The sequence below is a fragment of the uncultured Methylobacterium sp. genome (assembly GCF_964242245.1).
Lineage (GTDB): Bacteria > Pseudomonadota > Alphaproteobacteria > Rhizobiales > Beijerinckiaceae > Methylobacterium.
Window position 1 is genome coordinate 24044 of the sequence record NZ_CAXTBY010000016.1, and the last position, 26782, is coordinate 50825.

Annotated in this window: 28 protein-coding genes; 17 read left to right on the forward strand and 11 right to left on the reverse strand. The window is 71.8% G+C overall.

Annotated features, from left to right (window positions below):
* Positions 1–258: 258 nt before the first annotated feature.
* Positions 259–1509 (reverse strand): NupC/NupG family nucleoside CNT transporter, encoded by a 1251-nt coding sequence (locus ACFE8Y_RS06175; protein ID WP_375463513.1) that lies wholly within the window; start codon positions 1507–1509, stop codon positions 259–261.
* 245 nt (positions 1510–1754) lie between these two features.
* On the opposite strand from ACFE8Y_RS06175, the gene ACFE8Y_RS06180 reads away from it, so the two are divergent.
* The 3 genes from ACFE8Y_RS06180 (at position 1755) to ACFE8Y_RS06190 (ending at position 3401) form a co-directional block, all read left to right on the forward strand.
* Positions 1755–2639: an alpha/beta hydrolase gene (locus tag ACFE8Y_RS06180; protein ID WP_375463514.1), complete on the forward strand. Its 885-nt coding sequence runs from the start codon at positions 1755–1757 to the stop codon at positions 2637–2639.
* An 85-nt stretch (positions 2640–2724) separates the two neighbouring features.
* Positions 2725–2853 carry a TFIIS helical bundle-like domain containing protein gene (locus ACFE8Y_RS06185; protein ID WP_375463515.1) on the forward strand — a complete coding sequence of 43 codons (129 nt, stop codon included), beginning with the start codon at positions 2725–2727 and terminating at the stop codon, positions 2851–2853.
* Between the two features lie 203 nt (positions 2854–3056).
* A complete protein-coding gene (locus ACFE8Y_RS06190) occupies positions 3057–3401 on the forward strand; it encodes a CsbD family protein (protein WP_375463516.1) in 345 nt (114 codons plus the stop codon).
* Positions 3402–3483: 82 nt separating this feature from the next.
* Here the strand turns inward: ACFE8Y_RS06190 and ACFE8Y_RS06195 are convergent, their stop codons facing one another.
* The 4 genes from ACFE8Y_RS06195 to pdxY all read right to left on the reverse strand — a co-directional run bounded on the left by ACFE8Y_RS06195 (position 3484) and on the right by pdxY (position 6847).
* Positions 3484–4269, reverse strand: coding sequence for a 3-hydroxybutyrate dehydrogenase (locus ACFE8Y_RS06195; RefSeq protein ID WP_375463517.1), 786 nt, complete (start codon positions 4267–4269; stop codon positions 3484–3486).
* An 80-nt stretch (positions 4270–4349) separates the two neighbouring features.
* Complete coding sequence (locus tag ACFE8Y_RS06200) at positions 4350–5090, reverse strand: NUDIX hydrolase (protein WP_375463518.1); 741 nt, start codon at positions 5088–5090, stop codon at positions 4350–4352.
* Positions 5083–5967: a PhzF family phenazine biosynthesis protein gene (locus ACFE8Y_RS06205; RefSeq protein WP_375463519.1), complete on the reverse strand. Its 885-nt coding sequence runs from the start codon at positions 5965–5967 to the stop codon at positions 5083–5085. The genes ACFE8Y_RS06200 and ACFE8Y_RS06205 overlap by 8 nt, the downstream gene beginning before the upstream one ends.
* Positions 5968–5998: 31 nt before the next feature.
* Entirely contained in the window at positions 5999–6847 is an 849-nt protein-coding gene (pdxY, locus tag ACFE8Y_RS06210; protein ID WP_375463520.1) for a pyridoxal kinase PdxY, read from the reverse strand.
* 105 nt (positions 6848–6952) lie between these two features.
* Between pdxY and ACFE8Y_RS06215 the strand changes: the two genes are divergently transcribed.
* From ACFE8Y_RS06215 to ACFE8Y_RS06240, 6 genes are all read left to right on the forward strand, one after another.
* Positions 6953–7474: a DedA family protein gene (locus ACFE8Y_RS06215; protein ID WP_375463521.1), complete on the forward strand. Its 522-nt coding sequence runs from the start codon at positions 6953–6955 to the stop codon at positions 7472–7474.
* Positions 7474–8256 carry a cobalamin-binding protein gene (locus tag ACFE8Y_RS06220; RefSeq protein ID WP_375463536.1) on the forward strand — a complete coding sequence of 261 codons (783 nt, stop codon included), beginning with the start codon at positions 7474–7476 and terminating at the stop codon, positions 8254–8256. Before ACFE8Y_RS06215 ends, ACFE8Y_RS06220 begins: the two co-directional genes overlap by 1 nt.
* Positions 8257–8338: 82 nt before the next feature.
* Positions 8339–8833 carry an MmcB family DNA repair protein gene (locus ACFE8Y_RS06225; protein ID WP_375463522.1) on the forward strand — a complete coding sequence of 165 codons (495 nt, stop codon included), beginning with the start codon at positions 8339–8341 and terminating at the stop codon, positions 8831–8833.
* 11 nt (positions 8834–8844) lie between these two features.
* On the forward strand, positions 8845–9966 hold the full coding sequence (locus ACFE8Y_RS06230; RefSeq protein ID WP_375463523.1) for a branched-chain amino acid ABC transporter substrate-binding protein: 1122 nt from the start codon (positions 8845–8847) through the stop codon (positions 9964–9966).
* Positions 9967–10199: 233 nt separating this feature from the next.
* Positions 10200–10475: a translation initiation factor IF-1 gene (infA, locus tag ACFE8Y_RS06235; RefSeq protein ID WP_375463524.1), complete on the forward strand. Its 276-nt coding sequence runs from the start codon at positions 10200–10202 to the stop codon at positions 10473–10475.
* On the forward strand, positions 10472–11422 hold the full coding sequence (locus ACFE8Y_RS06240) for a DMT family transporter (protein WP_375463537.1): 951 nt from the start codon (positions 10472–10474) through the stop codon (positions 11420–11422). Before infA ends, ACFE8Y_RS06240 begins: the two co-directional genes overlap by 4 nt.
* Positions 11423–11461: 39 nt before the next feature.
* Here the strand turns inward: ACFE8Y_RS06240 and ACFE8Y_RS06245 are convergent, their stop codons facing one another.
* Both ACFE8Y_RS06245 and ACFE8Y_RS06250 read right to left on the reverse strand, forming a co-directional pair.
* Positions 11462–11764 (reverse strand): hypothetical protein, encoded by a 303-nt coding sequence (locus ACFE8Y_RS06245; RefSeq protein ID WP_375463525.1) that lies wholly within the window; start codon positions 11762–11764, stop codon positions 11462–11464.
* A gap of 343 nt (positions 11765–12107) precedes the next feature.
* Entirely contained in the window at positions 12108–13214 is a 1107-nt protein-coding gene (locus ACFE8Y_RS06250; protein ID WP_375463526.1) for a calcium:proton antiporter, read from the reverse strand.
* A gap of 313 nt (positions 13215–13527) precedes the next feature.
* On the opposite strand from ACFE8Y_RS06250, the gene ACFE8Y_RS06255 reads away from it, so the two are divergent.
* Positions 13528–15276, forward strand: coding sequence for a DEAD/DEAH box helicase (locus ACFE8Y_RS06255; protein ID WP_375463538.1), 1749 nt, complete (start codon positions 13528–13530; stop codon positions 15274–15276).
* An 825-nt stretch (positions 15277–16101) separates the two neighbouring features.
* The gene (locus tag ACFE8Y_RS06260; RefSeq protein ID WP_375463527.1) at positions 16102–16836 is read left to right on the forward strand and encodes a M48 family metallopeptidase; all 735 of its coding nucleotides are present in this window, start codon (positions 16102–16104) and stop codon (positions 16834–16836) included.
* A gap of 33 nt (positions 16837–16869) precedes the next feature.
* On the opposite strand, the gene ACFE8Y_RS06265 is transcribed toward ACFE8Y_RS06260, so the two are convergent.
* Entirely contained in the window at positions 16870–17244 is a 375-nt protein-coding gene (locus ACFE8Y_RS06265; RefSeq protein ID WP_375463528.1) for a hypothetical protein, read from the reverse strand.
* 233 nt (positions 17245–17477) lie between these two features.
* Between ACFE8Y_RS06265 and ACFE8Y_RS06270 the strand changes: the two genes are divergently transcribed.
* From ACFE8Y_RS06270 to ACFE8Y_RS06285, 4 genes are all read left to right on the forward strand, one after another.
* On the forward strand, positions 17478–17978 hold the full coding sequence (locus ACFE8Y_RS06270; RefSeq protein WP_375463539.1) for an invasion associated locus B family protein: 501 nt from the start codon (positions 17478–17480) through the stop codon (positions 17976–17978).
* Between the two features lie 47 nt (positions 17979–18025).
* Positions 18026–18646 (forward strand): hypothetical protein, encoded by a 621-nt coding sequence (locus tag ACFE8Y_RS06275; RefSeq protein WP_375463529.1) that lies wholly within the window; start codon positions 18026–18028, stop codon positions 18644–18646.
* Between the two features lie 238 nt (positions 18647–18884).
* A complete protein-coding gene (locus tag ACFE8Y_RS06280) occupies positions 18885–20774 on the forward strand; it encodes a glycosyltransferase (protein WP_375463540.1) in 1890 nt (629 codons plus the stop codon).
* A 2-nt stretch (positions 20775–20776) separates the two neighbouring features.
* Complete coding sequence (locus tag ACFE8Y_RS06285; RefSeq protein WP_375463530.1) at positions 20777–22411, forward strand: glycosyltransferase; 1635 nt, start codon at positions 20777–20779, stop codon at positions 22409–22411.
* On the opposite strand, the gene purC is transcribed toward ACFE8Y_RS06285, so the two are convergent.
* Together purC and nth are read right to left on the reverse strand one after the other, a co-directional pair.
* Positions 22405–23199: a phosphoribosylaminoimidazolesuccinocarboxamide synthase gene (purC, locus tag ACFE8Y_RS06290; RefSeq protein ID WP_147728905.1), complete on the reverse strand. Its 795-nt coding sequence runs from the start codon at positions 23197–23199 to the stop codon at positions 22405–22407. The genes ACFE8Y_RS06285 and purC overlap by 7 nt on opposite strands.
* A gap of 226 nt (positions 23200–23425) precedes the next feature.
* Positions 23426–24154 carry an endonuclease III gene (gene nth, locus ACFE8Y_RS06295; RefSeq protein WP_375463531.1) on the reverse strand — a complete coding sequence of 243 codons (729 nt, stop codon included), beginning with the start codon at positions 24152–24154 and terminating at the stop codon, positions 23426–23428.
* A 20-nt stretch (positions 24155–24174) separates the two neighbouring features.
* Between nth and ACFE8Y_RS06300 the strand changes: the two genes are divergently transcribed.
* Together ACFE8Y_RS06300 and ACFE8Y_RS06305 are read left to right on the forward strand one after the other, a co-directional pair.
* Positions 24175–24696, forward strand: coding sequence for a DUF2244 domain-containing protein (locus tag ACFE8Y_RS06300; RefSeq protein ID WP_375463532.1), 522 nt, complete (start codon positions 24175–24177; stop codon positions 24694–24696).
* A gap of 88 nt (positions 24697–24784) precedes the next feature.
* Entirely contained in the window at positions 24785–26287 is a 1503-nt protein-coding gene (locus ACFE8Y_RS06305) for an amidase (protein ID WP_375463533.1), read from the forward strand.
* A gap of 10 nt (positions 26288–26297) precedes the next feature.
* Here ACFE8Y_RS06305 and ACFE8Y_RS06310 read toward each other — a convergent pair whose 3' ends face one another.
* Positions 26298–26540: a hypothetical protein gene (locus ACFE8Y_RS06310; protein ID WP_375463534.1), complete on the reverse strand. Its 243-nt coding sequence runs from the start codon at positions 26538–26540 to the stop codon at positions 26298–26300.
* Positions 26541–26782: the final 242 nt, after the last annotated feature.

Genomic DNA, 26782 nt, shown 5'->3' on the forward strand with positions numbered 1-26782 from the left:
CGAACCGACGAACCGACGGTCGCGTCCCGAGCGCGTCGAGCCCGCTTGCGGACCTCGGGGAACGGCCGCCCCGCCGCATGATCCGGAATCCTTCTACATGATCGCGCCGGGCGGCGTCAGGATTAGGTTCCGACGTCACGCTCCTGTTCGACGCGAGCGGACGGCCGAAGGTGCTCCGCCTGCGCGGCGGTGGGCCTTCCGAATGCCTTGCAGTACAGATCGCTGCGCGGATCGTGCGGCTTGCCGTCTCCGATCGCCTCAGCCACCGATGAACAGGCCGGCGATGGCCGCGCTCGTCAGGTTCGACAGGGTGCCGGCCAGGATCGCGCGCAGGCCGTAGCGGGCGACCTCGGCGCGGCGCTCGGGCACGAGGCTCGCGAAGCTCGCGAGCTGGATCGCGATCGAGGAGAGGTTGGCGAAGCCGCACAGGGCAAAGCAGACGATGGCCGTGCTCCGCGGATCGAGGGCTCCGGCCTTCAGCACCGGCGAGAGGCCGGCATAGGCGAAGAACTCGTTGAACGCGATCTTCTGGCCGATCGCGCCGCCGACGAGCGCCGCCTGCTCCCAGGGCACGCCGAGCAGCCACGCCAGCGGCGCCAGCGCCCAGCCGAGGATGCCCTGGATCGAGGCGGCGGGGTAGCCGATCAGGCCCCCGACGGCGCCGACGATGCCGTCGGCCAGTGCGATGAGCCCGACGAAGGCGATCAGCATCGCACCCACCGCGACCGCGACCGCGAGACCCTTCTGGGTGCCGTCGGCGGCGGCCTCGATGAGGTTGGCCGCGCGGGCCTCGCCGAACTCCACGCGGGTGGTCTCGATCCGGGTCGGCTCGGTGGAGGGCACGAGGAGCTTGGCGTAGAGCAGGCCGCCGGGGATCGCCATCAGCGAGGCCGCGAGCAGGTAGGTCATCGGCACGCCGAGCGCGGCGTAGCCGGCCAGGATCGAGCCGGCGGTGGAGGCGGCTCCGCTCGTCATCACCGCGAACAGCTCCGGCCCGGTGAGCCGTGCGAGGAACGGCCTGAGCGCCACCGCGATCTCGCTCTGGCCGATCGCGATGGTGATCACCGCCGAGAACGATTCGATCGGGCTGGTGCCGACGAGGCGGCGGAGCAGGCCGCCGAGGAGGCGCGCGGCCGCCTGCATGATGCCGAGGTGGTAGAGGACGCCGATCAGCGCCGAGACGTAGAGGATCTGCGGCAGCACGCGCAGCGCCAGGATAAAGCCGCTGCCCCCGAACAGTTCGAACATGCGCGGTTCGACGAGGCCTCCGAACAGGAAGGCGGTGCCGCGGTCGCCGTAGGCCAGCACCGCCTGGACGAGATTCGCCGCCGCGGCAAGCGCGGCCTGCCCCGCCGGAACGAACAGGACCAGCGCGCCCAGACCGAGCTGAAGCGCCAGCGCCGCCAGCACCACCCGCGGCCGGATCGCCCGCCGGTTCGTCGAGAGGACGATGGCGAGGCCCAGGAGCAGCAGGATGCTGAGGCCGGCATGCAGGACGCGCTCGGGCATGGGTCTTGGTCGCTCGCCGGCGGGAGGAGCGCCCGCCATGGAAGCATCGGGCCAAGCTTTGCCGCAGCGCGAGCCTGCGACGCGCTTTTCACGCGGTCGCGGCGGCCTTCACGGGTTCCGGCAGAGCTTCCCGCCGCTCCTGCCAGCCGCTAGACCCGTGCCGCGGCCCGACCTGCGGGATCGGTATCGACGGCCTGTGCGTCCACGGCGGCAGAGATCGGGCAGAGAGCGGGAACGAAGCAACGATGGCGAGCCTGCGTGCCCACCTCGCATCCTTCATGGTGAGGCGAAACGTTCGCAAGCGACTCGGCTCGATGAGCGACGTGGCGCAGATCAGGGCCGTGTTCGGTGGCCGGTCCTTCCCCGATCCGGCCGGCGCGACCTACGGGCCGGGCTCGGTCGGCGGCGTTGCCGGCGAGTGGGTGCGGCCGAAGGCGGGCGGGAGCCCGGAGCGCCGCCTGCTCTACCTGCACGGGGGCGGCTTCGTCGCCTGCTCGCCGAGGACGCACCGGCCGGTGACCGGGGCGCTGGCCGAGCGCGGCTTCACGGTGTTCGCCCCCGATTACCGCCTTGCGCCGGAGCATCCGTTCCCGGCGGCTGTCGAGGATGCGTGCGCGGCGTGGAACGCCTTGGCCGCGGAGGGACCGGCCGCCATCGCCGGGGATTCGGCCGGGGGCAACCTCGCCCTCGTCGCGACGCTGGCCGCGCGCGATCAGGGTCTGCCGATGCCGCGTGCGGCGGCCCTGTTCTCGCCGGTCACCGACTTCGTGAGCGCGGACGGCTCGCGGGTCTCGAATGCGCGGCGCGACGCGATGTTCGATCCGCGGGCGCTGGTCCATCTCGGGCCGATGTACTTGGCCGGTGCGGACCCTGCCGATCCGCGGGTGTCGCCGCTGGCAGCCGACCTCGCCGGGCTGCCGCCGCTGCTGTTCCACGTCGGCGAGCGCGAGGTGCTGCGCGACGACTCCGTGCGGATGGCCGAGAAGGCGCGGGCGGCCGGGGTGCGCGTCGAATTGCGGGTGTTTCCCGTGGTCGCCCATGTCTGGCAGTTCGCCCACAGCATGCTGCCGGAGGCCCGATGTTCCCTCGACGAAGCCGCCGTCTTCCTGATGGCCCCGTCCGAGCGATGAGGCGGCGCGACGGAACGCGCCGCGCCGATCGGCCGTTGAGGGATCAAGCTGCGCCGTTGTCGGCGCCGAACGCGAGGATAGCCCCATGAGCCTGATCGGACGCATCGTCACCAAGCTCCTCGGAAACGAGGATCGGCCCGTCACGCGCGACGACCGCAACGCCAGTTCCGCCTCGCCGATCGGCCGGCTCGTCACCAAGATTCTGGGCAAGTAAGAAGCGCGTCGCTGGATCGAGGCTCGGTACCCGATCGGATGCCGAGCCATTCGGCATGTCCGCTCTCGGAGCGCAGCGGCGCGGGCGAATAATCATCGCTCATCGGGGCACAAACGCCGTCTCGGGCGTTCCCTGCACGATGGAAGAACCGGACCTCTGCCGCGGCGGCGGGTCCGCGCAACATTTTTGAGTAGGAGATCACCATGGTTGATACGGATCGCATCGTCGGCAGCGCCAAGGAGCTCGGCGGCAAGGTCCAGGGTGCGGCCGGCGATTTCGTCGGTTCGAACCGGGATTCCGTGGAGGGGCGCTTCCGCGAGGCGCAGGGCAAGGCGCAGGATACCCTCGGCCAAGTCAAGGACACGCTGCGCGGCGTCGCCGACAACGTCACGGATTACGCGAGCGACGCCTATGATCGCCGGGACGAATACCTGCGCAGCGGCCGGCAGGCGGTCGGCTCCCGCGTCGAGGAGAACCCGCTGATTGCCCTGATGATCGCCGGCGCGGTCGGCTACGGCCTCGCGCTGCTGCTGCACGGCCGCCGTTAGACCTTCCATCGGCCGATCATAGCCGGCACCTCCAGACCGCCCCGCCCGGACCGTCCGGCGGGGCGTTCTCGCGCTCAGGGGGCTACTGCGCAGTCCAGCCGCCGTCCATCGACAGGTTGGCGCCGGTGATCTGGCTCGCCGCATCCGTGCACAGGAACAGGACCAGGGCCGCCACCTGATCGACGGTGACGAACGCCTTGGTCGGCTGCGCCTTCAGGAGCACGTCGTCGATGACCTGCTCCTTCGTCAGGCCGCGCGCCCGCATGGTGTCGGGGATCTGCGCCTCGACGAGCGGCGTCCAGACGTAGCCCGGCGAGATGCAGTTGACCGTGATCCTGTCAGTCGCGAGTTCGAGCGCCGCGGTCTTGGTCAGTCCGGCGATGCCGTGCTTGGCCGCCACGTAGGCCGACTTGTAGGGCGAGGCGACCAGCGAGTGCGCCGAGGCCGTGCTGATGATCCGCCCCCAGCCCCGACGCTTCATCCCGGGGATCGCTGCCTGCATCGCGTAGAAGGCCGAGGACAGGTTGATCGCGATGATCTGCTCCCACTTGTCGCCGGGAAACGCCTCGATCGCCGAGACGAACTGGATGCCGGCGTTGTTGACCAGCACGTCGACGGCGCCGAAGCGCTCCTCCGCCTCGCGGACCATCCCGGCGATCTCGGCGGGCTTGGTCATGTCGGACGCGGAATAATGCGCCCGCACGCCGAACTCGGACTCGATGGCCGCGCGCGCCGCCTCGATCGCGCCCGCCTCGCCGAAGCCGTTGATCACCACGTCGGCGCCCTCCCGCGCGAGCGCACGGGCGACCCCGAGGCCGATGCCGCTGGTGGAGCCGGTGACGAGGGCGGTCTTGGACTTCAGGGTCATGCGGGGCTCCTCAACCTACAAAAATTTGCCCGAAGCGGCGCACGATGTCGACGCGTCCGCGTCGCGGACCGATCCAGGCGTCACGTCCGGCGCCTGCGCGCCCGAGCGCCCGCGTCGAACGCGCTGGCGAGGTAGGCGCGCACGAAACCGGGCATCGCCGCGTCGATGTCGGCGGCGCTCCGCACGGCGACGATGCCGGAGAGCTCCGGTTCGTCCTCGCGGATCGCGTGGGTCTCCATCCGGTCGATCAGCGTCGCCGCGGCGTCGGAAAAGCGTACCGGGCGCAGGAAGGCGAGCTGGCCCTCGCCGCGCAGGCACACCCAGTCCTCCGGCGCATCCTCCGGCAGATCGAGGCCGGTCTCCTCCAGGAGTTCGCGGCCCGCGCTGCCGGAGAAGTCCACGCTCTCGCCCCTCACGTCGCCGGGATCGGGCGTCCCGCAGGGGAAGTAGATCTGGCCGGCATTGGCCGTGTGGGCGCCCATGCGCCCGAGGAGCACCGCGCCGTCGGCGCTCCAGGGCACGATCGCAGCAAAAGCGTTGGCGACGTGCCCGTCGGGCGAGCCGCCGTCGCGGTAAGCGAGGAAGCGGGCATAGGTGGTCTCGAACAGGCTCAATCGGCAGACCTCGCCGACGATCGCGCAGTCGCAGGCGAGCAGCACCGGCCCGTCGAACAGGGCAGGCTGCCCCGCGACCCGGCGCCGCCAGTTCTCGGTGACGCGCTCCGCGTTGTCGCGCGCCCAGGCCCAGTCGTAGACCACGAGGCGGGCTTCGAGGCGCGCGAGGCGCACGACCTCGAAGCCGTAGGGTCGGGCCTCAGACATGCAGCACACCCTCCGACACGATCACCGCCGCGCCGCCGACCTCGACGGAGCGGAGCGCGCCGGCCTCGACCGTGACCCGCAGCGCGATCTCGCTCGGCCGGCCCATGGCGACACCCTGCGTGATCGCGACGTCGTGGGTGCTGTCCGCCATCGTCTCGAACTGCATCAGCACCCCCGCGAAGGCCGCCGCCGCCGCTCCCGTCGCCGGGTCCTCGGCGATGCCGTGATGGGGGGCAAACATCCGCGCCTGGAACCGCAGACCCGGCCCCTCGGTGTCCGGCGCGTAGAGGTAGAACCCGTCCGAACCCGCGCCGGGATCGCCCGTGCGCGCCGCGTCGAGGCGCTCGCGCGAGGTCACCGGCACGAAGGTGAAGGTCGGCCCCACCCCGTGGCGGCTCGGTCGATGCCGCCCGAAGCCGATATCCGAGGCCGTGAGACCGAAGGCCGACGCGAGCGCGGTCGCCTCGGGGGGGCTGCCCAGGAACTCCGGCAGGACGGGCAACCTGAAGCGGGCGCGGCCCCACCCGTCGCCGGCCTCGACGATGCAGGGCACGGTGCCGACCGCCTCCTCCAGCCCGAAGGCGACGGCGTCGGCGTGCCCGGCGTGCGCGTCCCGGAGCGCGAGCAACACGGCCGTGCCGATCGTCGGATGGCCGGCAAACGGCAGTTCCCGCGCGGGCGTGAAGATGCGCAGCCGCGCCCGGTGCCGGCTGTCGGTCGGCGCGCAGACGAACACCGTCTCGGACAGGTTGAACTCGCGGGCGATGCCCTGCATCGCCGGCCCGTTGAGCCCGTCAGCGTCGAGCACCACCGCCAGCGGATTGCCGGCGAGAGGCCGGTCGGTGAACACGTCGAGGGTGACGAAGCGCCGGGCCATGGGAACTCCGATTGTCGCGCGCGACCGGCCTCTACACGGTCTCGACCGGGAACGTCTCGCTCGGCGCGACGAACTCGTCCTGCGCCGCGACCGTCAGGATCTCGCGCGAGCCCGCCGCCAGGGTCCGCCGCAGGACGCCGTGCACGGAGGCCGCCGCCATGCCGAGGGCCAGCGCCGCCGAGCCGGTGCGGGCGTAGTGGACGAGGAACAGGGCGGCGATGCAGTCGCCCGCGCCGTTGACCGAGAGGGCGAGGCGCGGGGTGCGCACCCGCCAGAACGCACCGCCCTGCCCGGCGAGCATGTCGATGGCGTCCGGCGGCGTCGCGTCGGTGGAGAGCGAGGTGACGAGCACCACCCGCGGCCCGCGCGCCTGAAGGGTGGCGACGGCGCGCTTGGCCTCCGTCAACGTGCCGGTCGGCAGGCCGGTGAGGAGGTCGAGCTCGAACTGGTTCGGCGTGAGGATGTCGGCCGCCGGCACCGCCCGCGCGGCCATGAACTCGGCGATGCCGGGGCGGACGTAGATGCCGGTTCCGGTGTCGCCGATCACCGGATCGCAGGCGTAGAGCGCCCGCGGGTTGGCAGCACGCACCGCCGCGACCGCGCCGAGGATCGCGGTGCCGATGTCGGCCGAGCCCATGTAGCCCGAGAGCACGCCGTCGCAGGTGCCGAGCACGCCGCGCTCCGCGATCCCGGCGACCAGGTCCTCGATCGCCGGCCCGTCGAACACCCGGCCGCGCCACGCGCCGTAGCCGGTGTGGTTGGAGAACTGCACCGTGTGGACCGGCCAGACCTCGACGCCGAGGCGCTGCATCGGGAACACCGCCGACGCGTTGCCGACGTGGCCGTAGGCGACGTGCGACTGGATCGACAGGACCTGCATCGCGATGCCCCTTGCGCCGAGCGGTATCCGTGCGGCCTGTTACAGGCTTTCCCGCCGGCGCGCGACGCCCCGCGCCCCGCGCCGGCGCAATGAGTTCGGAACGTCATGGATCTCGAAGCGCTCCGCATCGCCGCCCTCGGCTTCGTCGAGACTCACCGGGCGTGGACGCCCCTGATCGCCGGGACGCTGGCCTTCTGCGAGTCGATCGCCTTCCTGTCGCTGCTGGTGCCGGCGACCGTGATCCTCATCGGCATCGGCGCGATGATCGGGGCGGCCGACCTCCCGTTCTGGCCGGTGGTCGCGGCGGCGGCCGTGGGTGCGGCGGCGGGGGACTGGCTCTCCTACGAGTTCGGGCGTGCCTACGGCGAGGGCGCCAAGCGCCTGTGGCCGATGCGGCGCTATCCGGCGATGGTTGCCAAGGGCGAGACTTTTCTCAGGCGCTGGGGTGCGGCGGCGGTCGCGGTCGGGCGATTCTTCGGGCCGGCCCGCGCCGTGGTGCCGCTGATCGCCGGGATGTTCGGCGTCGCCCGCCCCGCGTTCCAGGCCGCGAACGTCCTCTCGGCCCTGGTCTGGGCCTTCGTGCTGCTGGCGCCTGGGGCCGGGCTGCTGGCATGGTTCCAGGACTGATGCGCCGGTTTCCGCCCGAGCGCATCGTCTGCCTCACCGAGGAGACCGTCGAGACGCTCTACCTCCTGGGTCAGGAGGACCGCATCGTCGGCGTCTCGGGCTACGCGGTCCGCCCGCCGCAGGTGCGGACGGAGAAGCCGCGGGTCTCGGCCTTCACCAGCGCGGACATCCCGAAGATCCTTGCGCTGGAGCCCGACCTCGTCCTCGCCTTCTCCGACCTCCAGGCGGGCATCGCGGCCGACCTCGCCCGCGCCGGCATCGCGGTCCACCTGTTCAACCAGCGGGACGTGGCCGGCTGCCTCGCGATGATCCGGACGCTCGGCGCCCTCGTCGGCGTGCCGCAGAGGGCGGACGGTCTGGCCCGCGGCTACGCCGACGAACTGGCACGGGTCGCGGCCGAACGGGTCGGTCGCCCCCGTCCGAAAGTGTATTTCGAGGAGTGGGACGCGCCGATGATCTCCGGCATCGGCTGGGTCTCGGAACTGATCCGGTTCGCCGGCGGCGACGACGTGTTTCCGGAGCGCGCCCGGATGCAGGCGGCCACCGACCGGATCGTGAGCGCGGAGGCGGTGATCGCGGCAGCGCCCGACGTGATCCTGGCTTCGTGGTGCGGGAAGAAGGTGAACGTCGCGCGCATCCGTGATCGGCCGGGCTGGTCGGCGATCCCCGCGGTGCGGGACGGGCGCATCCACGAGATCAAGTCGCCGCTGATCCTCCAGCCGGGACCGGCGGCGCTCACCGACGGGTTCGCGGCGATCCGCGCGGCGCTGTCGGCTGCGTGATCCGTCGCCGCAGGTGACAAGCGGAGTCCCGGCTTGGCAGGATGGCCGCGTCCCGATTCGGCACGAGACCCGCTCAGCAACGATGTCAGCAGCCCTCGCCGTCCAGACCGCCTCGATCCTGCCGTCCGACCGCCGGCAATCGCCGACGGCGCTGCGGATTCAGCGCGGCGTGCGCCGGCTGTTTGGGGAAATGGGCTGCGTCACGCTGCCCGAGTTCTCCCTGGTCAACGGCCGCCGGGCCGACGTGATCGCGCTGTGCGGTGCCGGGCGGCTCACCATCGTCGAGATCAAGTCGAGCGTCGCCGACTTCCGGGCAGACCGGAAATGGCCGGACTACCGCGAATTCTGCGACCGGTTCTTCTTCGCGATCCCCGAGACGGTGCCGGAAGTGCTGATCCCGGAGGATTGCGGCCTCATCGTCGCCGACGCGTTCGGGGCCATGGTCCTGCGCGAGGCAACCGAGCATCCGCTCACCGCCCCCCGCCGCAAGGCCGTGACGCTCCGCTTCGCCCACAGCGCCGCGCGCCTGCTGCACAGCCTCGCCGATCCCGGCGCGATCCGCGACGGAGCCCTCTGAGGGACCAGCCCATGGGACGGAGAGCCTTCGATCCTGCGCTTGCCCTGATCGCCGCCGTCGTCCTTGCCGGGCCGGCCGCGGCGCAGGGCACCGTGAAGATCGGGCTGTCGGCGCCCCTGACCGGGCCGGACGCGGCCTTCGGTCAGGGGATGCGGCAGGGCGCCGAGCAGGCGGTGGCCGATCTCAACCGGGCCGCCGGCGCGAGCGGGCGCAGGCTCGTCCTCGTGGTCGCCGACGACGCGGGCGAGGCCAAGCAGGGCGCGGGCGTCGCGAGGAAGTTCGCGGCCGATGGGGTCCGCCTCGTCGTCGGCCCGCTGGAATCCTCGGTGACGGCCGCGGCCATGGCGGTCTACGAGGAGGCCGGCATCGTCGCGGTGACGCCCGGGGCGTCCTGGCCGGCCCTCACCCGCCGCGGGTCGTGGAACCTGTTCCGCACGGTGCCCAGCGACGCGCAGCAGGGCGCCGCCGCGGGGCGATACCTCGTCGCCCACGAGGCCGGCCGGCGCATCGGCATCGTCCACGATCGCACGACCTTCGGACGCGGCTTGGCCGAGGCGGTCTCGACCGCGATCAAGGCGGCGGGAAACCCGGAGGTCGTGTTCGAGACCCTGCCCCGCGGGACCCGCGATGCCGCGGAACTCATCGCCAAGCTCAGGGCGGCGCGGGTCGAGGCGGTGTACTTCGGCGGCCTTGCGCCGGAGGGGGCGGTGCTGGTCCGCGGACTGCGCGAGGCGGGCCTTGCCGCGCCGCTGGTCGCCAGCGACGGCATCCTCGACCGGGATTTCGGGACGCTCGCGGGCGCGGCGGGCGAGGGCGTCGTGATGACGCTGTCCTCGGAGCCGCGCCGCCTGCCCGAGGTGCGGGGACGGCCGCCGCGGGTGCCCGAGGCCGATGCGCTGGCCGCGCCGGCCTACGCCGCCGTGGAGGTGCTGGCGCAGGCGATGGAGCGGGCGAAGTCCGGCGACGGGCGCAAGGTCGCCGAGGCGATGCGGGCGGGAAGCTTTCGCACGACGGCCGGGGAGATCGCCTTCGGCGCGCAGGGCGATCCGGCGCCGGGCGCGGTCGTGCTCCGCGTCTGGCGGCGGACGCCGGACGGACGGCTCGACTACGCTGGCAACGACGTCGACCCCTGACGCCGGCAGATCGGACGAAACCGGGAGGATCGGCGCTTTTTGTGTCGATGCCGGCGGCGCGTCCGGGCGGGCAAGCTTGCCTGCATCGCGTGCTCCCCCTACATCGTGCGCGACGTTGTCGGGCTTGGCGCCTCCGGACTCGGACCCGCCGCCGCAGCGCTCAGCACATCGCTTTGACGAGAGATCGTGTCGCCGGAACGCCTGCTTCCAGACGGTCCGACTGGAGAGGGTGAATGGCGAAAGAAGAATTGATGCAGTTCGACGGTCTCGTGATCGAGATCCTGCCGGATGCGCGCTACCGCGTGCAGCTCGACCAGGGTCACGAGATCGTGGCCTACACCGCCGGCAAGATGAAGAAGAACCGCATCAAGACGCTCGCCGGCGACCGGGTCACCGTCGAGATGTCGCCCTACGACCTCGAGAAGGGCCGCCTCGTGTTCCGGCACAAGGACGAGCGCGCTGCCGGCCCCCGTCCGCCGGTGCGCGGCGGGCAGTTCCGCCGCCGCTGAGCGATCCCGGACCCGGGACGCGTCGGGGCATCCGCCTCGCCTACCTGCTCCTCGTCGTCAGCGCCTTCCTCTGGGCCTGCAATGCGGTCGCGGGACGGTGGGCGCCGGGCGAGGTGTCGCCGCAGGTCATCACAACCCTGCGCTGGATGTTCCCCTGCCTGATCCTCGCCGTGATCGCGCGTCGACGGATCGCGGCCGAGCGGGACGGCATCCGGCGGAGCTGGCTGCGCATCCTGCTCATGGGCACGGGCGGCTTCACCGCGTTCGCGAGCCTGTTCTACGCCGCCGGTGCCTACACCACCGCCGTCAACCTCGCGCTGTTCCAGGGCGCGATCCCCGTGTTCGTGATCCTGCTGAACTATGCCGTGTCCCGCGAGGGCGTGAGCGGGGCTCAAGGGTTCGGCGTCGCCATCACCCTGCTCGGCGCAGGGGTTGCGGCCACCCACGGCGACTGGAGCGTCATGCGAACCCTGGACCTGAACCGTGGGGACGTGCTCATCGTGGTGGGCTGCCTGCTCTACGCGGGCTACGCCGTCGCCCTGCGCACGCGGCCGAAGCTCTCGGCGCTGACCTTCTTCTCGGCCATGGCGGCGGCGGCCTTCGTCAGCTCGCTGCCCCTCCTGGCCATCGAGTGGGCGGCCGGACGCGCGGTCTGGCCGACCGGGACGGGGTGGGCGATCGTGGTGTTCGTGGCGCTCGGGCCGTCGCTCGCGGCCCAGCTCTGCTTCATGCGCGGGGTCGAACTGATCGGCCCGAACCGGGCGGGACTGTTCGTCAATCTCGTGCCGATCTTCGGCGCCGGCCTCGCCGTGCTCCTGGTCGGCGAGCCGTTCGGCCTCAACGAGGCGCTGGCGCTCGCCCTGGTGCTGGGCGGCATCGTCTGCGCGGAACGGCTGGGACGGAGGACACCGTCCCCGCGCGAGGCCGAGGCCTCGAAGGCGTCCTGAGATCGGGAGCCGGCGCCGCGACGCCGGCTCCCGGGCGCATCACTCGCAGACGCGGATGCGGCGGAAGACCACGTCGCCGTAAGGGTCGACGTAGCGGCGGCGCTCGAAATGGCAGACCGGGCCGTCATCGTCCTCGACGTAGACGGGCCGCGGAGCGCGGTAGACCGGCTGGCCGGGGTAGTAGCCGTTCTGCGACGAGGCGATGGCGCCGCCGACGGCGAGTCCGCCGAGGACGCCGAGCGCCGCAGCACCTCCGGGACCGATCCCGTCGCGCGCCTGGGCTGCGGGCGTCGCGGCCACGAGGCCGCCGGCGACGAGGGCGGTCGCGATCAATCGGTACATGGTTCGTCCCCTCCGGTGGGCGGGTTCGGCGGGATCGCCGGCCGCTGCCGATCACGGGTTAGAACAGCCCCGCTTTCGGGCGAATTTTCGGCGGACGGACGATTTTCGCAGATCACGGCTGCGCGAGGCGCAGCGACAGCGGCCAGTGCTGCGATAGGCAACCCCGGGATGCGCCGTCGCGTCGGCGATCTGCGCGGCGCCCGCATCCGTCGAGACGTGATCCTTGTCGTCCGTGGGGAGGCCGTCGGCCGGACGCATCGGGACGTTCCGGCCCGGGGGGATCGCGGCGGACGGAACGCGACCCGGACGAGACCGGTGCATCGGGCGCGTCGGAGGCCGATGCTCACGGGCTGAAGATCAGCACGAGGTAGACGAAGAACACGACGAGGTGGACCGCGCCCTCCAGCACGGTGGTGCGCAGGCTGGAGAACGTCAGCGTGCTGAGGATCAGGGTGACGGCCAGCAGCGTCATCTCCGTGGGCTTGAGGCCGAGCACCACCGTCTGCCCGCTGATCAGGCCGACCGCGAGGATCGCCGGGACGGTGAGGCCGATCGTCGAGGTGGCCGCCCCCAGGCACAGGTTGATCGCCCGCTGCAACTCGTTGCGGGCCACCGCCCTGAGCGCCGAGATCGCCTCCGGCGTGAAGACGATCCCCGCGATCAGCACGCCGCTGAGCGCGGACGGCGCGCCGAGCGCCCCGATGCCGTACTCGAGGATGGTCGCGAGGCTCTTCGACAGCAGCACGATGGGCAGGATGTTGGCGACGAGCAGGATCGTGTGCCGGAGGCTCGCGCCGGGCGCCGCCCCGCGCCCGTCCTCGGCCGCGACGCGCAAGTCCGCCGTCAGTGCCGCGTCCGGCTCCGCGGCCTCCTTGAAGAACTCGCTGTGGCGGCCGGTCTGGATCAGCAGGAACACCCCGTAGAGCGCGACGGTGAACACCGAGAAGGTCACGGCCTGCAGCTTGGTCAGCGTGCCGTCGCTGGTCGAGGTGGTGAAGTTCGGGATGATCAGCGCCAGCGTCGAGAGCGGGATGATCACCGCGAGGAAGGCCGAAGCACCCTGAAGGTTGTAGCTCTGCTGGTGGTGCCGCAGGCCGCCAAGCAGCAGGCCGAGGCCGACGACGCCGTTCAGCACGATCATCAGCACCGCGAACATCGTGTCGCGCCCCAGCGTCGGCGCGTCCTTGGCGCCCAGCATGACCGCCGAGATCAGCGCCACCTCGATGACGACGATGGAGAGCGTCAGAACCAGGGTGCCGAGCGGCTCGCCCAGGAGGTCGGCCAGCGCCTCGGCCTCGTGCACGACGCCGAAGGCCGACCAGAAGATCACCGCGAGCAGCCACGCGAACAGGCCGAGCGCCCAGAGCGGCTGGTTCAGGTCCGCCAGCCAGTCCTTGCCGAACCACGCGAAGGCCCCGACCGTCGCCCACGCCGTCACGAACCGTGCCATGCCCATCGACCGTGCGTTCCGCGCTCATCCAACGCCCGGGAGCCGGAGCGCGTGCCGGTCCGTCGCACACGCGCCCCGGGGCGACAATCGGGCCAACGTCGAGGGATCGATGCCGACGGCCTTGGAGTTTCGACCCTTCCGCCCGCCGGTCCGCGTCGGCGCGACCGCTCCATGCGGTGCGGGGCGTGGCAAAGGCGCCGCGAAGGCGCTACAGGACAGCGTTCCGCAACCCGTGTCGAGACCGGCGCGCCCTTCGACGCGACCCACGCCCGCGTGGGTCGCGATGGGGACGACGGTCGTGAAAGCCCCTTCCGTGCCGTTTCCCACCCTGCCCGCCCCCTTCGCGCGGGCGCTCGCCGACCACGACTACGCCGAACCGACGCCGGTGCAGAGCGCCGTGCTGGAGGCCGCCGCCGACGGCCGCGACCTCCTCGTCTCCGCGCAGACCGGCTCCGGCAAGACGGTGGCCTACGGCCTCGCGATGGCCGGCCTGCTGCTCGATGGCGCCGAGATGCTGGCGCCGGCAGGCAGCCCGCTGGCGCTGGTCATCGCGCCGACCCGCGAACTCGCGCTCCAGGTCCAGCGCGAGCTGCTGTGGCTCTACGCGCCGGCCGGCGGCCGGGTGACGGCCTGCGTCGGCGGCATGGACCCGCGGCGCGAGGCGCGCGCGCTCCAGGAGGGCACGCACATCGTCGTCGGGACGCCGGGGCGCCTGCGCGACCACCTGGAGCGGCGCATCCTCGTCACAGAGGGCATGCGCGCCGTCGTCCTCGACGAGGCCGACGAGATGCTCGACCTCGGATTCCGCGAGGACATCGAGTTCATCCTCTCGGCGACGCCCCACCAGCGCAGCACCTTCCTGTTCTCGGCGACCCTGCCGAAGGCGATCGACAGCCTCGCCGCCCGCTACCAGCGCGACGCCCTGCGGCTCGCGGTGAAGAGCGAGACGCGCGGCCACGCCGACATCGCCTACCGGGCGATCCGGGTGGTGCCCCGCGAGATCGAGCACGTCGTGCTCAACCTCTTGCGCGCGGCCGACGCGCCCACCGCGCTCGTGTTCTGCAACACCCGCAACGCCGTGCGCCACCTCCAGGCGAACCTGACCGAGCGCGGCTTCTCGACGGTGGCGCTGTCGGGCGAACTCGGCCAGGGCGAGCGCAACGCCGCGCTCCAGGCGCTGCGCGACGGCCGCGCCAAGGTGTGCGTGGCTACCGACGTCGCCGCCCGCGGCATCGACCTGCCGACCCTGAGCCTCGTGATCCACGCCGACCTGCCGCACGACGCCGAAGTGCTCCAGCACCGCAGCGGCCGGACCGGACGGGCGGGCCGAAAGGGCACCTCCGTCCTGCTGATCCCGAACGCCCGGCGGCGGCGCGCCGAGCAGATGTTTGCCGTGGCCAAGATCTCGCCCGAGTGGGGCGGGCCGCCCTCGGCCGACGAGATCCGGCGGCTGGACGGCGAGCGCATGCTGGAGGACCCGCTCTTCACCGAGGCGCCGGGCGAGGAGGATCTGGCGCTGGCCGAGACCCTCGTCTCCGGCCGCACGCCGCTCGAACTCGCCGCGGCGCTCGCCCGCATCTACCGCACCCGCCTGCCGGCGCCGGAGGACGTGACCGACCCCGGCGACGCGTCCGGGCGCGGCGCCGGCCGCCCGCCCTACGATCCGATGGAACCGGAGCGGATCGCCGCGATGGGCCCGGCGGTGTGGTTCCGGCTCAACCTCGGCCGGCGCGACAACGCCGACCCGCGCCGCCTGCTGCCGATGCTGACGCGGCGCGGCGGGATCGACCGCCAGGAGATCGGCGCGATTCGCATCTTCGACCGGGAAACCAAGTTCGAGGTCCGCGGCAACGCCGCCTCCCGCTTCGCGCAGGCGTTCGCCCGCAACGGTTCGCCGGAGATCCAGGTCGAGGCGCTCGCCGACGATGGGCCGGCGGCCGAGCACCGGGGGCCTGCGGGCTTCAAGAGCCCGCGCGCGGGCAAGCACGAGCGTCACGTCGGCAAGGCCGGCACCGGCACGCCGGCGGGCGCCAAGCCCTACGCCCGCAAGCCGCGGGCCTGAAGCTTCGGGCGCGTCACGCTCGGTCCTGGTGGCTGACTCGCGACCTGTCGACGTGTGGCGATGAGCACCGGAGGAGGGACCAGCGTGCGGCGGAGCTACCCACGGAGAGCTTACACACCCGTTCAGATGACGTTAGATGAGACGTTGATCTCTCATTCTGCGAAGACAAAGATGGTCCCAAGGATGGCGACCAACAAGGATGCTCCCGTTATAAGTTCAGCATTCTCGTCGGAAAATCTCGATCTATCATATCTGTTTATGTAAAATATGACAGAAATGGCAATCAACAACAGTGAGATGCCCATCACATCGCTGATTTTTACCACAAGCGACATCGCGCTTCCGATCCCTGTTTCGAAGTTTTAGTTCTTCGTTTGCGTTGAGAATGACTAAAACCATATCGCACGCCACTGCAAGTCGAGCGGCCGAGACTGCTGAGCGGCCCCCCCGAAGCTCAGGGGTTTCGACGCGGGAAGAGGAGACGACGTCGGCACCGCGTGCGTCAGGTCCTTGACAAGGATGTCGCTGGCGAGAGCCTTGTCAGGAAGCACCGTCGATGGGGGATGGCGTGCCGACCGCGTCGCGTGGCGATCACGTTCCCGTCACCGGAGAGGATGTCCCGCCAGGGGCTTTCCGTGCGGACAATCCCGGGGATCGCCGCCGCGCGCAGACGGTTGTCGGCTCCGCTGCGACCTGGATCGCAGGGCTTGCACAGGAAGCGCGGGCCCATCTTCGCCCATCGGGACGAAGCGATCCGAGGCGGGCTTGAACCACGACCCTATGCCTACGAGAATCCTGCTTCCAGACAGGCCCTAGACTGCGCCCATGCCCCTCGCGCTGCTGCGACGTCCCGATCCCGACCATCTCGACATCGTGCACGAGGGCACGACCTTCCGCATCGCGGTTCGGCGCCGGCCGAGCGCGCGGCGCCTGACGCTGCGGGTCTCGGCTACGAGCGGCGAGGTGGTGATCACCCTGCCGGCCCGGAGTACGATCGCAACGGCGCAGCGCTTCGCCGCGAGCCACGGCGGCTGGATCGCGGCCCGCCTCGCACGCGTGCCGGAACGCGTGCCGTTCGAAGCGGGGTCGCTGCTCCCCTTACGCGGCGTGCCGCACCGCATCGTCCACCGCGGCGCGCGGAGCGGCGTGACCCGGACCGGGAGCGACGGGCCGGAGCCGGTGATCTCGGTGTCGTGCGGGGAGGCTCACGTCGACCGCCGGGTCCGCGCCTTCCTGGAGCAGGAGGTGCGCCGCGACCTGCTCGGCGCGGTCGACCACTACGCGGTCAGGCTCGGGCAGCGACCGACGCGCATCACGGTCCGGGACACGCGCAGCCGCTGGGGGTCCTGCACGGCGGGCGGCGCACTGAACTTCTCCTGGCGCCTGATCCTGGCGCCGCCGCTGGTGCTCGACTATCTGGTCGCGCACGAGATGGCGCACCTGCGCGAGATGAACCACTCGGCCCGGTTCTGGGCGCTGCTCGGGGGCCTTTGTCCCGAGGTGGACGCGGCCGAGGCGTGGCTGAAGCGAAACGGAACGGCGCTGCACCGCTACGGCTGAGCAGGGCTCAGCACGGCCTCAGTCCTCGGAGTCTCAGCCCTTGGCGCGCAGGACCTGCCCGCGTGAGGCGCGCTCCGCCGGCCACGCCGGCCGCGGATCGACCTGCCCCGGCTCAAGCGTGCGCGGCGCGACGCTGTCGCAGAGCTCGCGCTGACGCACGAGGATCGGATGGCCGAGAGCGTCGCGGCGGCGGACGAGCCCGCCCTCGCGGCAGAAACCGGCGATCGCGGCGCTGCCGTTGCGGCCGCCGCGGGGGTTGCGTGCGACCGGCGGGTGCTCGACCGTCAGCAGGCCGTCGTGGTTGAGCGAGCGCTCGACGTAGGTGGTCTCGCCGACGGGAAGCGGCTCGGCCGCCGCAGCGACGTGGCCGGCGCCGAGGAGCAGGGCCGTCAGGGCGAGGAACCGCATCGCGTCGTGTCCTGATCTTGGATCGTCTGCCCGATCGTCACCGTCACATCTAGGCCGCGCGACGGCGGGGCGATAGCACATTGCGGCAACAAGCGGCCGTTCGCCGTCGCTTGACAGCGCCCGGCCTCGCATGGTCGGAACACCCGGGTTCAGCCCCCGCCGATCCTCGGGCGCGGGCGCTCGCGAAAGGTTCGGTGGTGCGGCTGCGCGTGAGTCTCGATTTAATCGGGCGTCTGCTGCCGGTGCTCTCCGTCGCTATCCTCGGGCTCGCGGGCTGCCTCCTCGCTGCCGGCGCGGCGCATGCGCAGGGCATGGTGCGCAAGACCTTCGAGGACTGGCAGTTGCGCTGCGAGACGCCGGCGGGCGCCAAGGCCGAGCAGTGCGCGATGGTGCAGTACCTCGCCGCCGAGGACCGTCCGAACCTGACGCTGGTGGTCATCGTTCTGAAGACCGCCGACAACCGCGGCTACCTGCTCCGCGTCGTCGCGCCGCTCGGCGTCCTGCTGCCCTCGGGGCTCGGGCTGAAGATCGACCAGACCGACATCGGCCGCGCCGGCTTCGTGCGCTGCCTGACGACCGGCTGCGTCGCCGAGGTGGTGATGGACGACGGGCTGGTCCGCCAGTTCAAGGCCGGCACCCAGGCAACCTTCATCGTGTTCCAGACGCCCGAGGAGGGCGTCGGCATACCCCTGTCGATGAAGGGGTTCGCCGCCGGCTTCGACAGCCTGAAGTGAACGCCTCTCGGGATCGCGCCATGCCTCGTGCCACGATCGGACACTTGATGATCGCCCGGCTGGGCCTCGGGGGGCTTCTCCTCCTGTCGCTGGGCTGCACGGGCGCGCACGCGCAGGAGGGCAGCATCTTCTCGAACCTCTTCAGGTACGGCGGCACCACGGTTCCGCCGTCCCAGCCGAAGGAGTTGGAGGCGGCCTACTGCCCGCCGATCGACGTGCCCGAGGGGGGCGCCTCGCTCCAGACCGCGGGCGGCGGCGGCATCCGCACGCAGATCACCCTGGGACGGCTCGCGCGCGAGTGCACCCGCCGGGAGGACGGCGCGATCACCGTCAAGGTCGGCGTCGAGGCTCGCGTCCTGCTCGGACCCGCGGGCACACCGGGCCGCTTCGACGTGCCGCTGACGATCACGATCAAGCAGGACGCGAAGACGATCGCAACCCGCTCCAAGCGCGTGGCGGTGACGGTGGCGCCCGGCGAGGCGCAGGGCTTCGCGACGATCGTCGAGGAGGACATCACCGTGCCGGTGGCGATGACCGCCGACTACGAGATCGCGGTCGGCCTCGGCGGCGGCGTCAAGGCCGCCAAGCCGAAGCCGCGGCGCAAGGGGCCGGGCAAGGGGCCGGTCGCGGCGGCGCCTGCCGTGGGCGAGCCGAGCGCGGCGCAGTGAGCGTAGACGTCGATGTCCGCCCCGTGAGAGGCGTGCCGCGTCCGGGGCACGCGCGCCCGACCTCCTCCTGACGCCGTCATCGCCGGGAGCGCGCGACATCGGCCGGCCGGTCGCGTTCCGGATCGAGACCGTTGCGGACGGTGTCTTCGACCGGCGCCTCGTCCTCCCGGAGGACGTGCGCGGGGCCTGGATCGTCCTGAGCTACAGCACCGACCCCGCCGCCGCCCCGCGGCGGCCAATGCTGCGCATCGTCCGGGCCGGCGGGACGGTGCAGGACTTCGTTCTGCCGGGCGTGGCGCAGGCGTGCGCGCACTGGCTCGGCCTCCTGCCGGCCGATACGACGGAGATCCGGCTCGTCGCTGGCGCCGGCTTCGTCCTCGAGCGCGTCGGCCGGCGCAGCCACGCGAGCCTGCTCGGCGCGTGCCTGCGCCGGCGCCCGCTCCGCTTCGTCTCGGCGCTCTATGAGCGGGCCTGCGGCGATGCGCGGCGCTACCGGGACACCCTGCGCGGCGCCTGCGCGGTGACGCCGCGCGCGCGCTACGCGGCGTGGGCGCAGGCGCGCGCCGGCTCGGCCGAATCCGGCGTCCCGCGCGATGCGGCATCCGGCGTTTCGGTCGGGGCGGGAGACCGCTCCGGCGACGGGGCCGTCCCCACGATCCGCGTGCTCATCCGCGCGCGCGCGGGCGCCGAAGCCGCGCTCGCCGCCACGCTCGCGAGCCTGCGCGACCAGACGCATCGCGGTTGGCGAGCCCAGGTCCTGCACGCGGGAGCGATGGGGGAGACTGTCTCGGACGACCGCGTCGCCCATGCCGCCTGGCAGGTCGAGCGGCCGCTTCGCGACCTCATGGCGGATGATGCGGTCTGCCTGCTCGAAGCCGGGGATCGGCTGACCCCGGACGCCCTCACGCGCCTCGCGTCCGCGGTGGCGCGAGCCGACCTCGCCTACGCGGACGAGGTGGACGCCGACGGCACACCGCGGTTGAAGCCCGACTGGAGCCCCGACCTCGCCGCGGCGACGGGCTACCAAGGCCGTCCCTGCCTCGCCTCGCGCGGACTCGTCGCGCGCCTGCCCGACCGGCCGGTCGGCCCGCTCGCGGCGTTCCCGCTCGCCCTCGAAGTCGCCCTGGCCTCCGCGGCCGGCCACGTCGTTCACATCCCAAGGGTGCTCGCGCGCACGGTCGCGCAAGAGGTCGATGCCCGAACGCGCGCCGCCGCCCTGAGCCGGCACCGCGATTCCGCCGCTGCAGTGGCCGAGCCGGTGATCCGGGACGGGGTCGTCGCGCTGCGATGGCCGCTGCCGCAACCGGCGCCGCTCGCCAGCATCGTCGTCCCGTCGCGCGACCGGCTCGCCCTCATTGCCCGGGCCTGCCGCGGCGTGCTGCACGAGACCGGCTATCCCGCGATCGAACTGATCGTCGTCGACAACGGCTCGACCGATCCGGCCGTACTCGCGTATTACGAGGCCCTGCGCCGCGATCCCCGCGTCCGCATCCTGCACGATGATCGACCGTTCAACTTCTCGGCTCTGGTCAATGCCGGCGTCGCCGCCGCGACGGGCGCCATCGTCGTCCTCCTCAACAACGACGTCGCGATCCTGCATCCCGATTGGCTCGACGCGATGGTCCGGCAGGCCGTGCGGCCGGAGGTCGGGGCGGTCGGCGCCAAGCTGCTCTACGCCGACGGCACGCTGCAGCACGCCGGCGTCGTCGTCGGGCTCGGCGGGCGGGCGGGCCACATCCTGCGCGGACGGCCCGCCGACACGCCGGGCCATCTCGGCCAGATGCGCGTCGCGCACGAGGTCTCCGCCGTCACCGCCGCCTGCCTCGCGGTCGAGCGGAGGAAGTACGCCATCGTCGACGGCTTCGACGCGGAAGCGTTTCCGATCGACTTCAACGACGTGGATTTCTGTCTGCGCCTCGGGCACGCGGGCTACAAGACGGTCTGGACCCCGGCCGCGACGCTGGCGCACCTCGAATCGGTCAGCCGCGGCCCGTCGGTCGGCCCCGCGCGGCGGCGCTTCGAGGCCGAAGCCGAACGCTTCGCCGAGCGCTGGCGGCACGTGATCCGCCACGACCCGTTCTACCATCCGGCCCTGTCGCTCACCACCTTCGGCGAGGATCTGGAATAGGCATGGCGCGGGAACCGGCCGAGACGGGCGGCCCCAAGGCTGCGATGAGGCCGGGCCGCCGGATCGCCGCCGCCCTGACGCTGGCGCGCAATCCGCGACGGACCGGGTTCGTCCTCTGGTCCTGGATCGCCGGCCGCCGGCTGCGCGCCCGTCAGGCCCTGGCCGCCCTGATCGGCATCGACCATCGCCTGACTCTGCCGCCCGGCATCCTCGACCGCTTCCCCGTTGCACCGCCGGTCCCCGACGCGGACATCCGCGTCCTGACGGCGCCGGGCCACGCGCTCGTGGCCGACGCCCATGAAACATTCGCCGCCGCCTTCGCCGCCGATCCGACCCTGCATGCCCTCTACGGGGATGCCCTGGTTCAGGGAACGCCCGGCGGTCCCGTCCTGCCGCTGCTCCGCTCCGCCTTCGATCCGGCACTGCTGATGGCGGTCGACGACCTCGGTCCGGTCCTCGCCCTGCGCCGCGCGAGCCTCCCGACCGCGAGCCTCGATCCGAGCCGGGACATCCCGGCGATGGCGGCCGCCTTCCGCATCGCCGAGCGCTTCGGGCCGGCGGCGATCGGCCACCTGCCGGGCATCGTCTCGATCTGGCGGCCATGGATGGCGGAGGCGGCCGACGCGGCGCGAGGCCGGGAGCCGTCCCGCGAGGCCCGCCTCGCCATCGTGCGCGATCACCTCGATCGGACCGGGCAGGCGGGAGCCCGCCTCGCGATCGACGGGGACGGGGTGATCGCCGTCGCACATCCGCTCCCCGATCCGCCGCCGGCGGTCACCGTGATCGTTCCGACGCGCGATCGCCTCGACCTGCTTCGCCCGTGCGTCGCGAGCCTGCGCGGGTGCACGGACTGGCCCGAGATCGAGATCCTGGTCTGCGACAACGACAGCCGCGAGGCCGGGACGCGCGCCTATTTCCAAGCGCTGGAAGGGGAGGGGGCGGCCCGGATCGTCGCCTGTCCCGGTCCCTTCAACTTCGCCGCCATGAACAACGCCGCCGCGGCATTCGCACGCGGAAAACTCCTCGCCTTCGTCAACAACGACGTCGAGGCGTTCGAGCCGGATTGGCTCGGGCGGATGGCGCGCGAGGCCCTGCGGCCGGACGTCGGGGCGGTGGGCGCCAAGCTCCTCGACGGGGCCGGCCGCATCCAGCACGGCGGCATCGTCCTCGGCACCGGCGGCCTCGTCACCCACGCCCATCGGCATTTTCCCGGCGACGCGCCCGGCTACGGCGCGCGGCTGCGCGCGACGCACGCGGTCTCGGCGGTTACCGCCGCCTGCCTCGTGGTCGAGGCCGCGAAGTTCCGTCGCGTCGGCGGCTTCGACGCGGCGCACTTTGCCGTGGACTTCAACGACGTCGACCTGTGCCTGCGCCTGAGCGCGGCCGGCTACCGCACCCTGATGGTGCCGGGCGCCGTGCTGCACCACCGCGAGGCGGCAAGCCGCTCCTGGACGCCCGACGCCTGCGCCCGCCACAACCGCGAGATCGTCGAGCTCAGACGACGATGGGGGCCGCTGCTCGCGCAGGACCCCCATTACCACCCGGGCTTCGACCCGGATCGCTCGACCCACGCGCGGCTGCGCGCGGGCTTCTTCGCGGACGAGGCCGCCTTGAGCGTCCGCCGTCCGTCCTACTGAACCAGGCGCGGGCCCCCGGTCTGCACCTTCTCGTTCTCGGACATGATGCCGAGGCGCTTGGCGACCTCGGTGTAGGCCTCGATCAGGCCGCCGAGGTCCTTGCGGAAGCGGTCCTTGTCGAGCTTGTCCGCGGACTTGATGTCCCACAGCCGACACGAATCGGGTGAGATCTCGTCGGCGACGACGATGCGCATCATGTCGCCTTCCCAGAGCCGCCCGGTCTCGATCTTGAAGTCGACCAAGCGGATGCCGACGCCGAGGAAGAGGCCCGACAGGAAGTCGTTGACGCGGATCGCCAGCGCCATGATGTCGTCGATCTCCTGGGGCGTCGCCCAGCCGAAGGCGGTGATGTGCTCCTCCGAGACCATCGGGTCGTTGAGCGCGTCGTTCTTGTAGTAGAACTCGATGATCGAGCGCGGGAGCTGGGTGCCCTCCTCAAGGCCGAGGCGGGTGGCGAGCGAGCCGGCGGCGACGTTGCGCACCACCACCTCGAGGGGGATGATCTCGACCTCGCGGATCAACTGCTCGCGCATGTTGAGCCGGCGGATGAAGTGCGTCGGCACGCCGATGTCGTTGAGGTGCTGGAACACGAACTCCGAGATCCGGTTGTTCAGCACGCCCTTGCCGTCGATGATCTCGTGCTTCTTCGCGTTGAAGGCGGTTGCGTCATCCTTGAAATGCTGGATGAGCGTTCCGGGCTCGGGTCCCTCGTAGAGGACCTTCGCCTTGCCCTCGTAGATGCGACGGCGGCGGTTCATAGGCGTGTACCGTGGTTTGAGGAAGTCCATCGGGCCGTGGCTCCTTGGCGACGAACGAGTGAGCGGAATCCGCGGCGGTACGACCTCGGGGAAGGTCGGGCCGCGGGCACACGTCGTTGCTGAGGACCCTGGCGACCGCCGCGCAAACTAGCCGAAGCGGGCTTGCAGCACAACGCGTTAGCCGTGCGTGGACGACGGCCGGACATGGGCAGCGGCGATCCTTTTGCCCGAAGGGTTACCGTGCGCGGGTCGCGCGTCAGGTGGTCTTCGCGGGATAGCGGCACAGGTCGTGGATCGGGCAGCGCGGGCATTCGGGCCGGCGCGCCTTGCAGACGTAGCGCCCGAACAGGATCAGCCAGTGGTGGGCGTTCAGCCGGTAGGCTTCCGGCACGACCGCTTCGAGCCCCGCCTGAACCTTGTCGGGCGTCGAGGCCACGACGAGGGGGATGCGGTTGGCCACGCGGAAGATGTGGGTGTCGACGGCGATGCGCGGCTCGCCGAAGGCGACGTTGAGCACCACGCTCGCGGTCTTGGCGCCGACGCCGGGCAGCACCTGCAACTGCGCCTGCGAGCGCGGCACGACGCCATCGTGCTCCTCGACCAGGATGCGCGACAGGGCGATGACGTTCTTCGCCTTGGTGTTGAACAGGCCGATCGTGCGGATGAAGCCGCGCACCCGCTCCTCGCCGAGCGCCAGCATCTTGTCCGGCGTGTCGGCGATGGCGAAGAGCGGCGCGGTGGCGAGATTCACGCTGCGGTCGGTGGCCTGCGCCGACAGCACCACTGCGACGAGCAGGGTGTAGGGATTTTGGAACGTCAGTTCCGCCCGCGGCTCGGGGTTGGCGATCCGCAATCGCGAGAAGATTTCCGCCAGGGTCGCAGCGTCGACGGCGGCGGGCGCCGTCTCCGCCCGTGCGACGATCGGTCGAGCCGGTTGGCCTCCGATCGACGCTTTCTTGACGGCTTTCGGCTTCCGGGCTGGCATCGTTGGGTTATACGGGCGCCATGGCGAGCGGCAACCTCTACGCCCATCCCGACGGGCTCGACCCCGACACGATCGACCGTCCGGTTTTCGAGGCGACCATCCGGCCGCACCAATCCCTGAGCCGCCTCGGCTTCAAGGCGGTGATGACGGGCTGCTGCCTCGTCTCGCTGGTCATCTCGGTGTGGTGCTGGCGTATGGGCTTCTGGCCGATCGCCGGCTTCTTCGGCCTCGACATGCTGGCGATCTACGCCGCCCTGAAGGTCAGTTTCCGCCGCGGGCGTTCCTTCGAGGAGGTGATGATCTCGCAGCTTGAGATCCTGCTGACCCGCGTCAGCCACCGCGGCGAGCGGCACCAGTGGCGCTTCAACCCGCTCTGGACCAAGCTGACCCAGGTCGAGGACGAGGAGTACGGGCTGCAACGCCTGACCTTGGTCTCGCGCCGCGACTTCGTCGTCGTCGCCCGCGACGCCTCGCCCGACGAGCGCGCCCGCATCGCCCGCGGCCTCACCCAGGCGCTCGCCAAGGTGAAGAAGGGTTTTTGACCGCAGCGCACCCGTCATCGCGTTGCGCCAAGGCCCTGGCGGCACGGTTGATGCCTCCCCGCCCTTAAGCGATGAGCGGATGGGTGGCGTGCAGGACAACGGACACGACGGAAGCCTCGATCGGCGCGCGGTCCTGGGCGGGATCGCCGCGGCGGGCCTCGCGACGGTGTCCCCGTCGCGGGCCGCGGCGGGACCGGACGCCATCACTGCGGCCTCGGCCGGTGACCTGGCCGAGGCGATCCGCACCAGGCGCCTGACCTCGGCGGAGGTGGTCGAGGCGCATCTCGACCGGATCGCCGCAGTCAACCCGCGGCTCAACGCCGTCGTCCGGCTCACGGCGGAGTCGGCGCGGCGGGAGGCGGCCCTGGCCGACGCGGCGCTGGCGCGGGGCGACCGGACGGGTCCGCTCCACGGGGTCCCGGTGACGATCAAGGACACGCTGGAGACCGCCGGCGTGGTCTGTACCGGCGGCACCCTCGGGCGCGCGTCCTACGTGCCGAGGACGGATGCGACCGCGGTCGCGCGGCTGCGGGCGGCCGGCGCGATCATCCTCGGCAAGACCAACGTGCCGGAACTCGCGGGCGCCCTGGAGACGGACAACCTCGTCTACGGCCGCACCAACAACCCCTACGACCTCGCCCGCACGCCGGGGGGCAGCAGCGGCGGCGAGGCGGCGATCGTCGCGGCCTGCGGCTCAGCCCTGGGCCTCGGGACGGATGCCGGCGGCAGCATTCGCGTGCCCGCCCATTACTGCGGCCTCGCCGCCCTCAAGCCCACGTCCGGGCGCGTACCGCGCACCGGCCAGTTCCCCCGCCCGATGGGCGCCCGCAACAGCGTCTTCCACGTCAGCCTGATCGCACGCCGGGTCGACGACCTGGCGCTGGCGCTGCCGCTCATCGCCGGACCGGATTTCCATGATTACACCATCGTCGACATGCCGCTCCGCGACCCTCGCGCGGTGTCCTTAAGCGGGCTGAAGCTCGCCTTCTTTGACGACGACGGCGCCTCCGCACCGACCCCGGAGATCGCCGCCGCCGTGCGCAGCGCCGCGCAGGCCTTCGCGGAGGCCGGCATCGCCGTCGCGGAGCGCCGCCCCCCGGACGCGGAGAAGGCGGCGACCGTTTACTACGACATGACCCGCGGCGACGGCGGTGCGGGCGTGCGCGCCTTCCTCAAGTCGGTCGGCACCGACCGGATCTCGCCGCTGTTCGAGCAGTCGCTGACCTCGCGCTCGGCGCCGGCGATGGGCAGCATCACCGAGGCGCTCGCGGCGTTTGCCCGCTGGGATGCCTACCGCAACGCGCAGCTCGGCTTCCTCGAAGACTACGACGCGCTGCTCTCGCCGGTCGCGCCCTACGTCGCGCCGCCGCATGGCATGAGCTTTGATCCGGACAGGCAGCGCGGCGTCGGCTACGCGCAGATGCACAACCTGACGGGCTGGCCCGCCGCGACGGTTCGCGTCGGCACCTCCCCCGAGGGCATGCCGATCGGCGTGCAGGTCGCCGCCCATCCGTGGCGCGAGGATGTCGCCCTCGCGCTCGCCCGCCACCTTGAGGACAGCTTCGGCGGGTGGAGCCGGCCGTCGATCTGAGGGCCGACGCCTACGACCCCGGCATCCAGTCGATGTTCGGCCGCTGAGCGAGGATGCGGTCGAAGTAGTTCGCCACCGCCTGTGCGCCGTCGGTGTGCATCATCGCTACGGGATGGGCGAGGTAGGCACGGGCCAGGTCCAACGGGATCGCCTCCGTGCGGAGCGCGTCCAGGACGGCGTCGATGAAGGCGTCGTTGGCCTCGTTGAAATCGGCCGACAGCTTCTTCCTGTCGTTCAGGGCCGTGATCGCCATGCCATCGCTCCTCGTCGGCACGCCGCGTCCGCGGCAGCGCGGGATTACGGACGACCGGCGTGATCGTTCCCCCCCTCGGACGACTGGCCGGCAACCGATCATCACGCGCGTCCTCCCCTATGGAGCGCGAGAGCCGATGCCGCCCGGCGTGGGCGTGTCATGGAATTTCGGCCTTGTTGTCGACTGGGGCATTGACGGCTTGGTTTGGTGTGGGTATACCCCGGTCATCGGCGCCGGCCGCG

Coding starts and splice junctions, on each gene's coding strand:
- ACFE8Y_RS06175 (WP_375463513.1), bottom strand. CDS start 1,509: ATGCCCGAGCGCGTCCTGCATGCCGGCCTCAGCATCCTGCTGCTCCTG.
- ACFE8Y_RS06180 (WP_375463514.1), top strand. CDS start 1,755: ATGGCGAGCCTGCGTGCCCACCTCGCATCCTTCATGGTGAGGCGAAAC.
- ACFE8Y_RS06185 (WP_375463515.1), top strand. CDS start 2,725: ATGAGCCTGATCGGACGCATCGTCACCAAGCTCCTCGGAAACGAGGAT.
- ACFE8Y_RS06190 (WP_375463516.1), top strand. CDS start 3,057: ATGGTTGATACGGATCGCATCGTCGGCAGCGCCAAGGAGCTCGGCGGC.
- ACFE8Y_RS06195 (WP_375463517.1), bottom strand. CDS start 4,269: ATGACCCTGAAGTCCAAGACCGCCCTCGTCACCGGCTCCACCAGCGGC.
- ACFE8Y_RS06200 (WP_375463518.1), bottom strand. CDS start 5,090: ATGTCTGAGGCCCGACCCTACGGCTTCGAGGTCGTGCGCCTCGCGCGC.
- ACFE8Y_RS06205 (WP_375463519.1), bottom strand. CDS start 5,967: ATGGCCCGGCGCTTCGTCACCCTCGACGTGTTCACCGACCGGCCTCTC.
- pdxY (WP_375463520.1), bottom strand. CDS start 6,847: ATGCAGGTCCTGTCGATCCAGTCGCACGTCGCCTACGGCCACGTCGGC.
- ACFE8Y_RS06215 (WP_375463521.1), top strand. CDS start 6,953: ATGGATCTCGAAGCGCTCCGCATCGCCGCCCTCGGCTTCGTCGAGACT.
- ACFE8Y_RS06220 (WP_375463536.1), top strand. CDS start 7,474: ATGCGCCGGTTTCCGCCCGAGCGCATCGTCTGCCTCACCGAGGAGACC.
- ACFE8Y_RS06225 (WP_375463522.1), top strand. CDS start 8,339: ATGTCAGCAGCCCTCGCCGTCCAGACCGCCTCGATCCTGCCGTCCGAC.
- ACFE8Y_RS06230 (WP_375463523.1), top strand. CDS start 8,845: ATGGGACGGAGAGCCTTCGATCCTGCGCTTGCCCTGATCGCCGCCGTC.
- infA (WP_375463524.1), top strand. CDS start 10,200: ATGGCGAAAGAAGAATTGATGCAGTTCGACGGTCTCGTGATCGAGATC.
- ACFE8Y_RS06245 (WP_375463525.1), bottom strand. CDS start 11,764: ATGTACCGATTGATCGCGACCGCCCTCGTCGCCGGCGGCCTCGTGGCC.
- ACFE8Y_RS06250 (WP_375463526.1), bottom strand. CDS start 13,214: ATGGCACGGTTCGTGACGGCGTGGGCGACGGTCGGGGCCTTCGCGTGG.
- ACFE8Y_RS06260 (WP_375463527.1), top strand. CDS start 16,102: ATGCCCCTCGCGCTGCTGCGACGTCCCGATCCCGACCATCTCGACATC.
- ACFE8Y_RS06265 (WP_375463528.1), bottom strand. CDS start 17,244: ATGCGGTTCCTCGCCCTGACGGCCCTGCTCCTCGGCGCCGGCCACGTC.
- ACFE8Y_RS06275 (WP_375463529.1), top strand. CDS start 18,026: ATGATCGCCCGGCTGGGCCTCGGGGGGCTTCTCCTCCTGTCGCTGGGC.
- ACFE8Y_RS06280 (WP_375463540.1), top strand. CDS start 18,885: ATGCTGCGCATCGTCCGGGCCGGCGGGACGGTGCAGGACTTCGTTCTG.
- ACFE8Y_RS06285 (WP_375463530.1), top strand. CDS start 20,777: ATGGCGCGGGAACCGGCCGAGACGGGCGGCCCCAAGGCTGCGATGAGG.
- purC (WP_147728905.1), bottom strand. CDS start 23,199: ATGGACTTCCTCAAACCACGGTACACGCCTATGAACCGCCGCCGTCGC.
- nth (WP_375463531.1), bottom strand. CDS start 24,154: ATGCCAGCCCGGAAGCCGAAAGCCGTCAAGAAAGCGTCGATCGGAGGC.
- ACFE8Y_RS06300 (WP_375463532.1), top strand. CDS start 24,175: ATGGCGAGCGGCAACCTCTACGCCCATCCCGACGGGCTCGACCCCGAC.
- ACFE8Y_RS06310 (WP_375463534.1), bottom strand. CDS start 26,540: ATGGCGATCACGGCCCTGAACGACAGGAAGAAGCTGTCGGCCGATTTC.